Consider the following 15,816-nt stretch of genomic DNA (forward strand, 5'->3'; position numbering starts at 1 on the left):
GCTACCAAAGAATGGGCTTGATGAAGAAGCTCACGTCCGTGCTCGTGGCGTCGAGCCTCGTCCTCGGGTCCGTAGGCTTCGCCCTGGCCGATACCACCGGTTCGGTGCAGGACGCCTACTCCCGGCTCGAGGGCTACAAGCTGGTCGCAGGCGTGCCCGATGAGAACGGCATTCCTGTTCCGGCCCTCGACGCTCCCGTGACTCGTGCCCAGCTCGCCACCGTCATCGTGCGGGCGTTTGGGCACGAGGAGACCGCCGGGTACCTGAAGGGCACCTCGTCGTTCTCCGATGTGGCTGCCAACGCCTGGTACTCCGGCTACGTCGCCATGATCAAGAACCTGTCCGAGAAGAACGGCATCGCGGTCGGCTACGAGGATGGCAGCTTCCAGCCCGAGAAGCAGATCAGCGCCATCGAGACGCTGGCCTTCATCATGAAGGTCCTGGGTGTCCAGCCCGGCACCGGAGCCACCTGGGCTCAGGACACCCTGCGGATCGCCATCGACAACGGCCTGATCACCGAGGCTGACGCCGAGGCGTATCTGTCCGACCTGAACGCTCCCGCTTCCCGCGGCCTGGCGTTCGCGATCGTTGACGCCGTCTTCCGCACCGCCACCGTGGACGGCAAGACCCTGTACCAGGTCTACGTTGACGACGAGGCCCCCGTGCTCGTGGTTGATCAGCCGGCCGAGCCCACCACCACCAAGGCTGGCGACACCATCACGGGTAACGTGAAGGGTGCCGAGGCTCTGTACCTCGGTTCTGAGGCCATCACGGTCGACGAGGAGGGCAACTTCTCCGTCGAGGTCACCTTCGAGCTCGGCGAGAACGAGTTCGTCTTCACCGCCGTTGACGCTGCCGGCAACGTCGCTGAGGCCTCCTACAAGGTCACCCGGGTTGCGGGCGAGGCCGCTGCGGTCGTGGTTGAGCTGGGCGACGGCACCATTCAGGCCGGCTCCGAGGCCGAGCTGGTGTTCAAGCTGGTCGACGCCAACGGCGCTGAGGTTGAGTACAACGCTGAGGACGTCAAGGTCACCATTGGCGGCGAGATCGGCTCCTACGACAAGGAGACCGGCATCTTCACCGCTTCCGACAAGGCTGGCACAGGCACGATCACCGTGACCATCGGGGACCTGAGCGGCACTGCTGAGATCAAGGTTGTGCCTGGCGAGTTCGACAAGGTCGTCCCCGACAAGGAGTCGGCTGCTCCTGGCGAGATGGTCACCCTGACCGCTCAGGACAAGTTCGGCAACGTGATCGAGGGCGCCACCTTCAGCCAGGACAGCCCCGACGCGATGCTGGACAGCGCCACCGGTAAGTTCCTGGCTTCCAAGCCTGGTGCCTACACGGTGACCGCGAAGGTCGGCGACGTCGAGAAGACGGCTGTCGTCCACATCTACAGCAACTTCAGCGCCGCCGCCAAGGTGGTCGTTGAGGCGCCCGAGACGATCGTTGCGAACGGCTCCTCCGTGGCCAAGGTCACGGTCAAGGTCGTTGACGCTAACGGTGCCGTCATCAAGAGCGCCAAGGACAACATCTTCAACCTCGCTGGCCCTGGCCTGACCATCACCAAGAAGAGCGACTCCGATGGCGTCGCGACCTTCGAAGTGAAGGCTCCGCTGGCCATGCAGGGTGCTGTGGTCACGCTGACGGGTACTGCAAACCAGGACGGCGTTGAAGCCCAGAGCGGCACCGCTTCCATTCGGGTGCTGCCGCAGGTGGCTACCTCGCTGAAGCTCACCGCTCCGAAGTACCTGGCCGTGAACAAGCCTGACGGCACGATCAACAACACCGGCGCTTCGGCGACCCTGACCGTGCTCGACCAGGATGGCAAGGCCATGCTGACTGGCGGCTACGGCATCACCGTTACCCTGACGGGTGCCGCCTCCTTCGAGAGCAGCAGCAAGGTCACCACCAAGACCTTCTACTATGTGGGCAACCAGGACGGCAACGGCGTGTCCGTGCCCTTCTACCCGGTCGACCTGACCACGACGGGCCCGATCACCCTGACCGCTAGCTTCGCCGGCATGGAGTCTGCCACTGCCGAGAGCACAGCGGCCTACGCATCTGCTGAGGCGAAGGTTGACATCGTTCGGTCCAGCTCCGCTGAGACCTACCGGGCGAATGATCCCACCACGGCCACTGGCGATGACGAGAAGCCGACTGCGGTCACCTTCACCGCCCAGCTGCGTGACGTGAACGGCGTCCCCGTGGCCAAGAGCGGCGTCAACATCACCTTCGACCTCGATGTTGACCTGAGCGCCAAGTACCTGGAGTACGAGTCTGGCACGAACACCTGGACGCAGCTCACCCAGGATCCCGTCGTGGCGACCGACAGCGAGGGCAAGGCGACCCTGAAGATTCGGTCCAAGAACTTCGTCGGCGATCTGCAGGTCACCGCCAAGTCCGGCAACCTGACCACCAGCACGGCTTCGGCCACCTTCGTGCCCGGTCCGGCGCACTCGGTCGCCTTTACCCGCAGCGCTGTCAAGGTTGCTCAGGGCACCGAGTCCATCCAGCTGACGGCTCAGTTGTACGACAAGGCTGGCAACAAGGCTACTGACTCCGGCGAGACCATCGTCTTCCTGGCGAACGGCACCGATACCTGGGTCAACGGGTCTCACCGTGCGGATGTCACTACGGATGAGACCGGCACCGCCACCGTCACGGTGACGACGCTGGGCTACGTCCGTCCGGGCAATCCGTACAACGTGACGATTGACCTGACCAACAGCTCCATCCACCTGCGCCACACCGGCAACGGCGCCACTGACAACGTTACCCCGAGCGTGGCGATCACCATCGACAACTCCGTGGTTGCCAACCTGAGCGTCCGGACGCAGGTTCAGGAAGGCGGGAACTGGGTCGACAAGTACTACGTGACTCAGGCCCAGCAGGTCCGTATCCTCGTCACGGCGTACGACAGCCGCGGTGCCAAGCTGGACGGGCAGACCATCACGGTCACCTTCCCGAAGGGCACGATTCTTGATGGCGCTGCTCCCAACTCCAGCGAGAAGACGATCACGCTGACTCCGGTTGCCGGGTCGCCCGGCGAGTACGAGGCGACTGGCATCCAGTTCGTGAAGGCGCCGAGCGTCTCCTACACCGTCACTGACAGCACCGGCGTCAGCGATCTGAAGATCTCCGCCAGCATCGGCGTCCAGGCCGGCACGGCGGCAGGTGTGAAGGTTGCTGACACCACCAAGGTGGCCGGCAACGACACCCTGACGATCACCAAGGGTGCGGTCTCTGGTCCGTTTGTGCTGAACCTGGTTGACCAGTACGGCAACCCGGTGATCAACACCGCTACGGACGCCAACGGCAGCCCGCGGCGGATCGCGGTCAGCATCACGTACCCGAGCGCCGGTATCGACGCCAGCCAGGGTCAGTACTTCGAGATCAAGGCCGAGGCTAACGGTCCGAAGGTCGACACGCTGTATATCCCGTACGGCGCTTCGGGTGTCACGTTCTACGTGTTCACCAACGTCGACAACCTCTCGGTCACGTTCAGCAGCACTGACCCGACTGGTACGCACCAGGTGTACTTCGACATTCCCTAGCGCAAGCTAAGGAGTGAGACACCAAAGCCCCCTCTTTCGAGAGGGGGCTTTGGTCAGGTTGAAGACAAAATCCGGGTAACCCCTCGCGGGTGCCCGGATTTTGTTGTACAATGGCAACATAAGCAGTATCTGGCGGTGGTGAATGCGGTGCTTCGGGAACATGGACATGCTCAGCGCAAGTATGAGCTCGTGCTGATCGAAGACTTGGTGCCCCAAGATCATTTGCTCCGGAAGATCCAAGCGATACTTGATACTGACTTCATCCGGGAACGCACGGCCAGGTTCTACAGCGACCGGGGGCGACCGGCCATCGATCCAGTAGTGCTGGTGAAGATGGAGCTCATCGCATACCTCTTCGGCATCCGATCGGATCGGCGTTTGGTCGAGGAGATCCGGGTCAACGTCGCCTACCGCTGGTTCTTGGGGTTGGGGCTTACCGATCCGGTCCCGCACTTCACCACGCCAGGTAAGAACTACAGCCGTCGGTGGAAGGACTCCGGCCTGTTTGAGGAACTGTTCGACCATGTCGTCAAGCAGGCCATTGATGCCGGATACATCGATGGTCGCATGATCTTCACCGATTCCAGCCACCTGAAGGCAAACGCCAACAAGCGTCGGATTGCCAAAGAAGGTACGAAAGGCGTTACCCTGGAGGACATCGCCAGAGCCCGGGAACGGCACCTGGCGGCTCGTCGGGCCGAACGGGAAGAGTGTGCGGCAAATGATGATACGGAGGATGGCTTACTGGCCGCAGTGAACGCTGACCGCGAGGCCCACGGGCTGAAGCCCTTGCCCGAACGCAAAGAAGACCCGCAGCCGGATCTGTCGGTTGACGAGATGACGGTCAGCCTGACGGACCCGGAAGCGGCGATGCTTCGCCGTGAGGGGAAGCCTGACGGGTTTCACTACCTGCAGCACCGCACCGTCGATGGTCGCCACGGCTTCATCCTCGACGTGCTCGTCACGTCGGCGGCGATGACCGACGCCCAGGTTTACCCCACGTGCCTTTCCCGTGTTGACCGGCACGGGCTGAAGGTCGAGAAGGTTGGAGTCGATGCCGGGTACAACACCTTGGAGGTTCTGCACCTGCTGTCCAAGCGAGGGATTCAGGCTGCGGTAGCGCATCGCCGTCACCCTTCGCCCAAGGAACTGATGGGCAAGTGGCGCTTCAAGTATGACGCTTCACGGGATGCCTACCGCTGCCCGGCCAAGCAGTGGCTGACGTACGTCACCACCAACCGTGACGGCTACCGAGTCTACCGATCCCATGCTTCGGTTTGTGCGTCGTGTCCACTCCTTGGCCAGTGTACTCGCTCCACCACGAAGCAGAAAGTGATCCATCGCCACCTCTACGAGCACCTGCGGGAAGAGGCGCGGGAGTTTGTGAAGACGGATGAAGGGCAGCGCCTCGCACAGCGTCGGCGGGAAACGGTAGAGCGCAGTTTTGCCGATGCTAAAGAGTTGCACGGTCTGCGGTATGCGCGATACAGAGGCCGAAAACGTGTGCAGCACCAGTGCCTGGTGTCGGCCCTGGCGCAGAACTTGAAGAAGCTGGCCCTCTTAGAGAGCCGGCGATCTTCGTATGCCTTGAGCGCCTAAGGATACCGGGAAAGACCCTCCGTTTCCCACTTCCCCAGCACCCAACTGAGGCAAATCCAGGCGAATTTCTGGAAGTACATACCAAGAAGCGCCTCCTGTGAGCCGCTGAGCGGCCACAAGAGGCGCCTTTGTCTGCAACCTGAGGGCTACCGCGATCACTCGCGGTAGCCCTGCGGTATGGCCTTGACCTGCCTACCTGGATGCCCGAAGGCTAGTTTTGCGGCGGCAGAAGCAGCACGTAGAGCGGGATCGGTGCACTGATCCGAGACTTACCATTCTCAGTTCGCACCAGCCAGCCAGCGTCGCCGACAATGTAGAGGCTGCTGCCCTTGTAGTCGGCGGCCCCTGGGTAGACGCTTCCCTTGAGCTCAATCATGATCTTCGTGTCGGTGTACTGGCCTGAACCCGTGAGCCAATCTCCCGACAGTGTACCCACCACATCAGGTTCAGGCGCGGTGTTGACCAACTTCAACTTGGTCACGTCCACGGTGCCGTTGGAGAAGCCTGACCCGGTAATGGTGAGGATCTTGCTGGTGGCGTCGTAGGACACCCCAGATACCATCACCCGCTCGTAAATCGGGATGGGGAGGACGCTGTTCTGGCGCATGTTCGTTGCTGATGCGTCGTAGAACCAGCCGTCGGCTGTAACGAGTACGTAACCGAGGTCCGCGTCGAGAGCGTTGATGACGTTGGGCAGGTTCGCGACGCTCAGGCTCCATTCAATGTCGCTGATGCGCGTGGACTGCGCCCCGTTGAGCGGGAGGTCAGTACCGCTGCCCTGCAGCTTGAGGTGGGCGGGGTTAAGGTTGCCCGTGCTGAAGCCCGAACCTGTAAGGATCAGCCGTCGGTTCGCCCGGTCGTAGACGACGTAGTCGATCTTTGCCATCGGCGTGACCGGCGCACCGGTGTCGGCACGGGCGATCTCGCCATTGTAGCGCACGTACCAGCCGTCACTGGCCGACAGGGTGACGTCCGCCCCGCCAAGTGCGCCCAGTGCCGTCTGCAGTGCCGTCACGTCGAGCGTGATCACGTTGCCGGACATCCCGACCACCGAAGCGGGACCGAGGTTGACAATCGCACCTGGCGTGCCAGCTCGCATCATGCTGGCATCCTGAATGCTCATGAGGTGGGTGTTGACGGTATCCGGTGTCTGGGAGCCCCAGTAACCGAAGCCGGAACCGTAGATGTAGAGGCGGCGGTCAACACGGTCATAGCGGACGGAGGTGATGTCGATGTTGGAGGTGTAACCGGCGTTCGTGATCTGGTCCGGAGTCGTCACCCGCGGGTTGGTCTCGCCCACTGCATTCTTCAGCGTGACTTGGTACTGCATCTTTCCGGCAGGCAGGTTGGCCTTCGGGATCAGGATCCGTACCGTACCGGCGCTCAAGTTGATCGGCTCGCTGGTGAAGAACGGCTGGCCGTAACCCGGCTGGTAGACGCTAACCACGGCGTAGCCGCTGGGGTTGCTCGGCGCAATCTCCATCTGCAGGTGCGTGTCATCGGGCGCCACGTTGTACCAACCGCCGGACGGTACACCGTTCTTCACGCCGTGCGCCGAGAGGACGGTCAGGGAGCCGGGGCCCTGATCCTGTACGACCACGCTCAAATTGGCGGAAGTCGGATTGGCTAGCGGGGACCCGGTGGGCAGCTTGGCGTCGATGATCCTGTACACGTCTGTACCAGGCTGGCCGGTGGAGGCGACGGTGAACTCAGCCTTTCCGTTGATCACCTGGACGTTCGTGGTGCTGCTGACGGGATAGGTGGAAGTGCCGCTCACCTTCTCGAGTGTCACGTAGCCGGAGGTACCCGGCACCCACAGGCTGCCGTTGGTGAAGTACGCACGGAGCTTCACGGTCTGTCCGGAACCGCTCCGGACCGCCGCGACGTCCTTGTCGTTGCCCAGGGCGGAGTCGGCCCTGAGCATGACCCCGGTGGGCTGGGTGGTGAAGTTGATCGTGAAGGTCTGGGCGGGAATGTGGGTCGCGGCGACCGCCGGGCCGATCGAGCCATCGGAACCGTAGGCGTAGTTCGTTGCCGGCATGCCGATAACCTTGATGTTGACCTGGCCAACCTTGTCATACCTCAGGGTGAAAGTGGCCATGCCGCCAACGGTCCGAACAATCACGTCATCACCGTCGTTGTACGCGCCCTCGGCGATGCCGTCCGACACCGGGTTTACAGGATTCGTGCCGGAGAGGAACAGTTGCACACCCTGTGGGATACCGTTGGTCTTGGGCTCGTTGTTGCTTGTAGTGACCTCAAGCTGGAAGGCGAAGTTGACAGGCACCGTCGCACCGTTGGCATCTGCCATCCGGATGGAGAAGTAGACGGGAGTGGGGCCGGGTTCGGGGTTGCCGGGCGGGTACACAATATCCCACTTGGCCGCGGTCCCTACGTTCGGGGCGGTCACTGAGATCGTAGTACCGGCGACCGTGATGTTCTGGCCGGTGGTGATGGTGCCGGTAATCGTCGCGGTACCCGCGTCAGAGCCGGCGGTAAAGAAGGCATCGTCTCCGCTGGCGGTGGAGTTGCTCAGCCCGCGGTAGATGGTGATATACGGGTCTGTAAGCACACCGGTGGTACCTGAGCTGGAAAGCGTGATCCGGATGTCGTTACCCGTGTCGTTTGCAATAGCCTGGCCGGCCTCGTTCTGCAGGGTAGCGGTGATACGCGAGGTCAGGTTGCTCGTGCCAACCTGGAGGCTCGAAGGTGAAGCCGTCAGCACCACTCGGATCTGCGTGCTGAACGTGGCGATGCCCGTCGCAGCGGTAAGGCCGCTGCTGGTGGCGGTGAGGTTGATCGTGCCCGGGTTGGACGTACGGACCTTGAAGGTGGCCACGCCAGCGACCGTCTGCGCCGTGGTGGGCGTGACCGTGAGGCCAGAGACCCCGCTCACTGCGAGAGTCACAGAGCGACCGTAGTCGTTGGTTGCCACCTGGCCCGTCGCGTTCAGCACCTCAACCTCGACGGTCATCTCCTGAGTGTAGGAGACGGGCTGGCCGTTGTTTACTGGCCGGATGCGCAGCGAACGGGCAGAGGCGTCGGGGCCAGCAACCTCAACATCGATGGATTTCGTGATGTTGCCCAGGCTGATGACGATCTGTCCCTTGCCTGGGGTGGAAGACGCCACGAACTTACCGGTGTTGAGGTCGAACACCCCGATGTTGCCCTGAACCGAGGCGGTGGCGCCCGTCAGTGCAACCTCAGCCCCGGACTGGTTGTACGCCTTGACAGTGTATGTGTTGGTGGAGTTGGGCACGACCTTATTGGGGCCAGTGATCTCGATGCGAGCGACTGGGTACGTTCTCTCAACGCTCACCGACTGGGTGGCCCGGTTCCCGGCCAGATCCTCGGCGACGACCTCAAGGGTGTTCGTGCCGGGGTTGAGGGAAACGGTCGCGCTCCACCGGGTGCCAGAAATGCTGGCTGCGTTCCCGTTAACCAGAACCCGGGCAGCATCCTGGGACACGGTACCGCTGACGGTAATCCGCTCCTGGTTGACAGGGGAGGCGATATTGTTGACGGTAAGGCTGGGAGGCGTGTTGTCGATATACTTCTGAATGTAGGTCTCACCGGTGGGGGTCTTCAGGGTCGTGATGGCCTTGGCCAGCGACTCGAAGATGTCGCCCCGAATGGCCGGCTGACGGATGTTCAGCATCGACACGCCCGAAGGGACCAAGCCAAGCTCTGCGGCAACAACCACGACGTTGGACGGCCATTCACCGCCGACCGGCTCCCTGTCTACGACCCGCAGAAGGAGCGTCAGCGCCTCGGCCCAGGTGATCTGATCGTTGGGCCGGACGTAGCCCGTACCGTCTCCCTTGACCAGTTCCCGTACGGCCCCATAGTTGATGTAACCCGAAAACCAGTCGGTCGGGCGGACATCTACGAACTTGTTGAGTCCGGTGAAGTACTTGACGTCGTCTTCCGCACCGACGGCCCGGACCATGATGGTAATCATCTCGGCCCGGGTGATGGGCTTTTCGAGGTTGAGATTACGCTTCTCGTCGCCGCGTACGACCCCATACTCCGTGAGAACCCTTAACAGGTCCGAGTCGGTGTTCGTTGTAGCCGCAGCCGCCGGAGCAACATAGCCGAATGTTAACAGAAAGACCTGGAGCAGTGCGATCCAAGTCAAGAGTCCGCGGGGTATCGCTTTCCGCATGCCACTTTCCTCCTTACCGCTGTGGGGCAAAATCCTACCGTATTTTAGACGAGACGGAGATTGGCTCAGTTCCCTAATTGAGGGATTTAGACCCTTCCCCTTCGCTCACCCCTTCCACTCCAGGCGCTGATTGGTCTTCCGGGATATATTCCACACATCGGGCTGTGAAACCTTTACAGGAAGCCGAACTATAACAAGGGCGGGGAAGCCCATCAGGCTTCCCCGCCGTTGCCTAGTGGCCCGGCACGAAGAACAGCACGCTGTGGTCCGGGAGCTTCTGCACCTGCCACCCCTGGGCGTTGGTCAGCCAGCCGTCCTCGGTGTTCATGTACACGTTCCCGCCCGCGAAGGCCGCCTCGAGCGCCCGTTGGTCCGCCGGATCCAGCTCGATCGTGATGAACCCGTCCTGCGTTGCCTCCACCTGCGGTGTCTGCGTCGGCCGCACCTGCGTTCCGCCCGGGCTGCTCAGGAAGACCAGTTTGGACGGGTCGAGCAGCAGTCCCTTGAAGCCGCCGGCGCTCTCCAGGGTGAGCTTGCCATCCTCATACCGGGCGTTGGTCACCAGGAGCCGCAGCAGCACCGGATGATGCTGGCCGGTGATCGCACCGCCCCGGATCGACGAGTTGCCGCTGGCCAGGATCCAGCCCACGTCGGCCGTCAGGTAGTGGTCTGTCCCCGGCAGCTGCATGACGGCCCTGTAGGTCGCGTCGGACAGCGTGAGGATCGCCTGCGTGTCGCTGAGGTAGGTCACCTGCTCGTACCCGGGCCGCAGCGCCACGAAGTCGGTGTCGCTGGTGCGTATCTTCACCAGGCCCCACTGAATCGACCCCTGGGTCAGGCCCACGCCCTCCAGGTAGAGCCGCTTGCTGGGCAGGTCCAGGGCGCCGCCGGTGATCACCGACATCGGCCTCACCGGCACCGCCGTGAAGGCCCTGGCCACCGTGGTGCCGCCCTTGTCGGCGTACCAGCCCGTCTCGGCCCGCACGTAGACGGCACCGTGCCAGACGTCCGGGTTCAGCGTCTCCGCCAGATCGCCCAGCGTCAGCACCACCGGCGAGTATCCGGAAACGGTCACCTTGTCATCACCCAGCCAGAGCCTCTGCCCGTCCTTCTCCAAGGTAAACTTCGACTTGTCGATGACGCCGTCGGCATACAGGCCGGAGGTGTAGAGGTAGAGCCTGCCGGTGGCCGCGTCGTAGTTGGCGCTGTTCAGGCGGTAATTGTCACTGTAGGTGGCCACCAGCGCCTCGCTCACCGGGTCCAGGGTCGAGGAGTACGCCGTGTCACCGAAGCCGTTGTGGATGACCACCCGGTACCGGGCCCGTCCCGTCCTGAGCAGGCTGCGGGGGACCTTCACCACCGGCGTGGCGTCGCTCAGGTCGATCACCTGGGTGTATAGCGGCTGCGACTCGTTGTCGCGGTAGACCCGCACCTGCACCCAGTACGGTTTCTCCCCGGTCGGGCTCGCCTGCGGCTCCAGCTGAATCGCGAGGTGCGTGGCATCCGGCCCGACGAAGCCGGCAGTCTGCGCCGGGCTCGACTCCGAGACGCCCCGGACGGCCACCACCACCGGGGTGTCGGCCGGGGCCTTCCGCACGGCGACCGTGATCTCCTCGCTGTACAGGGTGGTGCCCGCGATGGAGACCCTGTACCGGTCCGCTCCGGCCGTCTCGCCCGCCTGCAGGGTGAAGGAGACCTGGCCGTTGGTGGTGGAGCGCTCGTGTACGCCGACGATGGTGGTGACCTGGTCACCGCCGACCCGCTCCAGCCGGACCACATTCTGGTAGCCCGGGATCACGGTGCCGTAGCTGTCCACCACCTTGGCCGTCAGCGTGACCTGCCCTTTGGCCGCAACGGCGGCGCCCTTCAGGTTGTTGCCGATCGCCGAGTCGGCGGTCAGCACCAGGGCGGCCGGCTCACCGCGGAACGTGACCTCCAGGGGCACCGACCACATGCCGATGGAGGAGGACGCCGGGCCGAAGCCGATCTCCGGGTGGTAGGCCTCGGCCGTGGTCCCGACCGGCACGACGGACACCGTGATCACCCCGCCGCGGGCGTAGCGCAGCCGCACCTGCGCCTCGCCCCGGTAGGTGCGCCCGACCACCGAGTACGGGTCGTTCAGCGGGTCGGTGGGCGCGACGCCGTCATCGACCGGGTAGTACCGCTCGTTGGGGTTGTTGCTGGCGAAGGTGAGGCTCACGCCCATGGGCAGCCCCCGGTAGGTGGACTCGGCGTTGCTGGAGCTGACCTTCAGCTGGAAGGCGTAGGAGCCCGTGGTGACCACGCGCCCGGTGCCGTCCAGCACCCGGATGCGGATCGTGGTCTCCCCCTCCGGGGCCACCACGCTCGGCTGGGCCACCAGCTCGAAGCGCGTGCCCGCCAGGGCGGAGGTCACCGGGAACTGCAGGTTCTGGATGGCGTAGTTGTGCGTGCTCTGGAAGGTGCCGCTGATGGAGACGGTGCCCGGCATGAGGCCGGCCGTCAGCTTCGCGGTGGCCGAGCCCGAATCCCTGCGGCCCGCCGCGATTACGAGGTAGGGGTTCTCCAGCTTCGCATCCGTGCCCGTCGCCGTCAGCCCGATCACCATGTCGCGCCCGGTGTTGTTGTTGATGCGCCGGCCGGTGGCGTCCTGCAGCTCGGCCCGGATGGTGACGTACGACGTGCCGTCGGGCGCCAGCGACTGCTTGGAGGGCACCAGCATCACCCGCAGGTCGGTGAGCACCTCCAGCGAGCGGGTGGCGGTCTCCAGCCCCGGGCTGGCGGCGGTGAGCGTGGTGAGCCCGGTGCTCTTGCCCGTCAGGGTGAAGGTCACCACGCCGCGGTTCGTTTCCGCCCGCTCCGGGGTAATGGTGACCTTCGCCGGGCCGGAACTGACCAGCGTGACCGTGCGCCCGTAGTCATCGGTCACCACCCGGCCGGAGGCGTCGAGCACCCGGACGGTGACGGTGTACTCGGTATCCAGCGCGATCGGGATCGACCGGTTGATCTCCAAAATCTCCAGCCGGGCCGCTTTGGCCGACGGGGCCACCACGGTGAAGCGATAGGTGCCGTAGGCTGAGCCGGCCCGCACGGTCAGGGTGCCGGAGCCGGTCTTGCTGCCCACCAGCAGCGTGGAGGTGCGCACATCGAAGGAGCCCTCAACGCCCGTCACCTCGGCTTCGGCATCCTCCAGCGGCACGGGATTGCCGTTGCGGTCGGTGGCGGTCACGGTGAGCCGCACGGCCTGGCCGGCCACCACCTCGCTCGGGCCGGTGATGGTCACGCGGGAGGCCGGGCTGCGCCGTTCGACGATCAGCTTCTCCGATCGCTCATTGCCTGCCGCGTCCACCGCGACCACGAGGATCTCGTTGACGCCGACCTCCAGCGGGACCCGCAGTTCAAACCGGCCGGTCGACCGGTCGAAGCTGGCCTCGGCGCCGTCGACGAACACCCGGCGGGCGCCGGAGGCGGTACCGCCGACGACCAGGTTCTCCTCGCTGGTGGGCGAAGCGACCCGGTCGAGGGATAGGGACGGCGGCGTGCGGTCAATCTGGCTCAGCAGATTCCGGTCTCTGTTCACCGGCACGGCCGTGATGGCCTCGGCCAGGGCCCAGAACGCCCGCCGTCGGATGGCCGGGTTGTTGGGGGGGAGCCCCGGGGAAACCAGCCCCAGCCGCTCCGCCTTTTCGACGATCGCGGCCGCGTTCCAGGGCCCTTCCGGCTCCTGCTCCACCATGCGCAGGAGCACCGTCAGCACCTCGGCGTAGGTGATCTGCGCGGTGGGCCGGAAACTGCCGTCCGGGTAGCCCCGCATGAGGCCCATGCGTTCGGCCATCGCGACGACGCCGGCACTCCACCGCCCGCGCGCGTCCGGGAAGGGTACGACGTCCGCGAGCAGTTCCGCATACGGCTCCGCGCCCTTGGCCCGGACGAAGATGGCAGCGGCCTCTTCCCGGGTGATGAACGAATCGAGGTTCAGGTTGCCGCGCTCGTCCCCGCGCACGATGTTGTACTCCTGCAGGATGGCGATGGCCTCCGCCTCGGTGAGCGTGGGCCCGGCCGCCCGCGCCGCCGGAGGTGGCACCACGACGGTCGACAGCACGGCTGCCAGCAACAGCGCACTCAGCGTACGCAATAGTCGCCGCATTTGGAAGAAGGACCTCCTTTCCTGCCCTACGACCTTTTGTTCGGAAATACATGGGGATTCCCCTGCCAACCAGCGACTTCTCCATCACTTTCGACGGGCTTGCTCATCCCGTTCGTTCCGAAACGGTAGTGGATGTGCTGTATTTTCAACCGGTATGGTTTACTTCTGCCTGATTTCTACACATAATGGTACTGACATACATTCAAACGGGTATCGCCACCCCAAAGGAGTTGTGAGTCCTTATGCGCCGTTCGCTGCGGAAATTGGATTCCCAGGAGGTAAAGGGGTACCCCGAGGCCGAACAACTCTTTACCGTTCAGTCGCTGGAGGAGGCCCGGCAGCGGCTGCGCGAACTCGGCCTGGATCCGGCTACGTACTGCTTCTACACCTGGATGCGGCAGGGCGTGAGGTACTACCGCGTGTGGGAGGACAAGCGCCTGAAGGAGGGCATCGTCCGGGCCGTTCCCTTCGGGCAGGAGGCCGCCCGGCTGAAGCGGGCGGAGGCCGAGAAGCTGTACACGGTGGCCAGGCGGTACGCCGGCAGCGAGCTGGAGTTTGCTCAGCGGGACGGGTTCCTGACCGTGACGGAGGCGGCCACGGGCGTGGAGAAGGCCGCCATCAGCGTGCCGGTCGTGGGCGGCGCGCTCATCTGCGCGGAGCGGGCGTGGTCGCCTGATCAGGTGGCCCTGTTCCTGAACCTGATCCTGGTGCGGGGCCTGCCGCCCGACCAGGCCTACGCGCAGGCGGAGAACCTGGCCGCCGCCGCGCGCTGATCCATTCGGAACCAAAGCGGGAGGAAGAACAGTGAATAGTTGGAAGCGACGGCTCCTGGGGGTTCTGGTGACCCTGACGCTCCTGGTGGGGCTCACCGCCGGGGTGGCCAGCGCGGCTGACGACCGCGACTACTGGTTCGCGCGCATCCGTTCCGTCTTTGAGCTGGTGGAAGCCTACCACCTCCACGGGGCTGACCTGGACGCGTTCGTTCAGGGGGCCATCCGGGGCGGCCTGGAAGCCCTGGGCGATCCGTACACGAACTACTTCACTCCCGATGAGTTCGACTACTTCCTCAACAGCCTAGAAGGCACAGTCACCGGCATCGGCGTCTACCTGGAGCAGGACGGGAACTACGTGATCGTGGCAGCGCCCATCAAGGGGACCCCCGCATTCCGGGCGGGGCTGAAGACCGGCGACCGGATCCTGGAGGCCAACGGCGTCCCGCTGGTTGGCGCCACCGTGGAATTCGCCGGTTCCGTGATCCGCGGCGAGCCCGGCACGGAGGTGACCCTGCGGATCGAGCGGCCTTCCGAGAACCGCACCTTCGAAGTGACGATCGTACGGGAGCTCATCCAGATCCCTGAGGTGGAGTACGAACTGCTGGAGGACGGCATCGGCTACCTGGCCCTGATGGGGTACAGCGATGCCGCCGTTCGCGAGTTCTACGCGGCGGTCGACGACCTGAAGCAGCAGGGAGCGACCAAGCTGGTGCTGGATCTCAGGCAGAACCCGGGCGGTTACGTTGCCGGCGCCATCGCGATCGCCAGCGCCTGGGTGCCGCAGGGCGAGCCAGTCATGATCGAGGTGGGCCGGGATGGCGAGACGGTTCACACCAGCAGCGGCCGGCTGATCGGGCTGCCCACCGTCGTGCTGGTGGACGGCGGCACTGCTTCCGCTTCCGAGATCCTGGCCGGGGCGATTCAGGACTACGGAGCCGGTGAGCTGGTCGGCACCCGGACCTTCGGCAAGGGCACCGTGCAGCAGATCCTGTTCCTGCTGGGTGGAGACGGCATGAAGGTGACCATTTCGGAGTACCGGACGGCGAAGGGGCGGAAGGTCGACGGCGTCGGCCTGACGCCTGACCACGTCGTGGAACCCGCCGAGCCCGATCCCGCCCTGGCGGAGCCCCTGGTGCTGGAGCGGGTGCTGACCCCGGGCAAGGTAGGCCTGGACGTGCTGGACGTGCAGAACCGGCTGGCCTACCTGGGCTATTCCGTGAAGCCGGACGGCGTGCTGGGCCCCGAGACGCAGCGGGTGATCCGTCTGTTCCGGCGTGACCACGGGCTGCCCATGAGCTTCGTCGTCGACGCGGATTTCGTCACCGTACTGAATGAACAGGTGGCTGCGGCTCTGGCCCGGGAGGCGGAACGGGACGTGCAGCTGGAGAAGGCCGTGGAACTCCTGAAGGCCAAGTAACAAGTCGACAGACGAGAAGACCGCGCACCCACTGCGCGGTCTTTTTTTGCTTTTTCAGTGAAACCATTTCCAGTCCTAAATGAGTCCAAGCCTATGGGGGCTACTGCACGACCGCTTCCAGCATTCCGCGAGCGTTCGGCTGGAGGAAGGCTGCGGCGCAGTAGCGAAGCAGACCCCTT

The 15,816-nt window shown here is 64.3% G+C and carries 6 protein-coding genes; 4 read left to right on the forward strand and 2 right to left on the reverse strand.

Annotated elements, in window-relative coordinates:
• Window positions 1–11 precede the first annotated feature (11 nt).
• Together ACZ5UM_RS05280 and ACZ5UM_RS05285 are read left to right on the forward strand one after the other, a co-directional pair.
• Window positions 12–3,557: an S-layer homology domain-containing protein gene (locus ACZ5UM_RS05280; protein ID WP_464847283.1), complete on the forward strand. Its 3,546-nt coding sequence runs from the start codon at window positions 12–14 to the stop codon at window positions 3,555–3,557.
• Window positions 3,558–3,692: 135 nt separating this feature from the next.
• Window positions 3,693–5,156 carry an IS1182-like element ISSyth2 family transposase gene (locus ACZ5UM_RS05285; protein WP_464847284.1) on the forward strand — a complete coding sequence of 488 codons (1,464 nt, stop codon included), beginning with the start codon at window positions 3,693–3,695 and terminating at the stop codon, window positions 5,154–5,156.
• A 211-nt stretch (window positions 5,157–5,367) separates the two neighbouring features.
• Here the strand turns inward: ACZ5UM_RS05285 and ACZ5UM_RS05290 are convergent, their stop codons facing one another.
• Both ACZ5UM_RS05290 and ACZ5UM_RS05295 read right to left on the reverse strand, forming a co-directional pair.
• The gene (locus tag ACZ5UM_RS05290; protein WP_464847285.1) at window positions 5,368–9,321 is read right to left on the reverse strand and encodes an S-layer homology domain-containing protein; all 3,954 of its coding nucleotides are present in this window, start codon (window positions 9,319–9,321) and stop codon (window positions 5,368–5,370) included.
• Between the two features lie 232 nt (window positions 9,322–9,553).
• Window positions 9,554–13,447 (reverse strand): S-layer homology domain-containing protein, encoded by a 3,894-nt coding sequence (locus ACZ5UM_RS05295; RefSeq protein ID WP_464847286.1) that lies wholly within the window; start codon window positions 13,445–13,447, stop codon window positions 9,554–9,556.
• Window positions 13,448–13,689: 242 nt separating this feature from the next.
• On the opposite strand from ACZ5UM_RS05295, the gene ACZ5UM_RS05300 reads away from it, so the two are divergent.
• Both ACZ5UM_RS05300 and ACZ5UM_RS05305 read left to right on the forward strand, forming a co-directional pair.
• Window positions 13,690–14,220, forward strand: coding sequence for a hypothetical protein (locus ACZ5UM_RS05300; protein WP_464847287.1), 531 nt, complete (start codon window positions 13,690–13,692; stop codon window positions 14,218–14,220).
• Between the two features lie 31 nt (window positions 14,221–14,251).
• Window positions 14,252–15,637 (forward strand): S41 family peptidase, encoded by a 1,386-nt coding sequence (locus ACZ5UM_RS05305; RefSeq protein ID WP_464847288.1) that lies wholly within the window; start codon window positions 14,252–14,254, stop codon window positions 15,635–15,637.
• Window positions 15,638–15,816: the final 179 nt, after the last annotated feature.

This window comes from Symbiobacterium ostreiconchae (genome assembly GCF_055396975.1).

Bases quoted from the DNA above. Each gene is read 5' to 3' on its own strand.
- ACZ5UM_RS05290 (WP_464847285.1), bottom strand. From the start codon at position 9,321: ATGCGGAAAGCGATACCCCGCGGACTCTTGACTTGGATCGCACTGCTC.
- ACZ5UM_RS05300 (WP_464847287.1), top strand. From the start codon at position 13,690: ATGCGCCGTTCGCTGCGGAAATTGGATTCCCAGGAGGTAAAGGGGTAC.
- ACZ5UM_RS05280 (WP_464847283.1), top strand. From the start codon at position 12: ATGGGCTTGATGAAGAAGCTCACGTCCGTGCTCGTGGCGTCGAGCCTC.
- ACZ5UM_RS05295 (WP_464847286.1), bottom strand. From the start codon at position 13,447: ATGCGGCGACTATTGCGTACGCTGAGTGCGCTGTTGCTGGCAGCCGTG.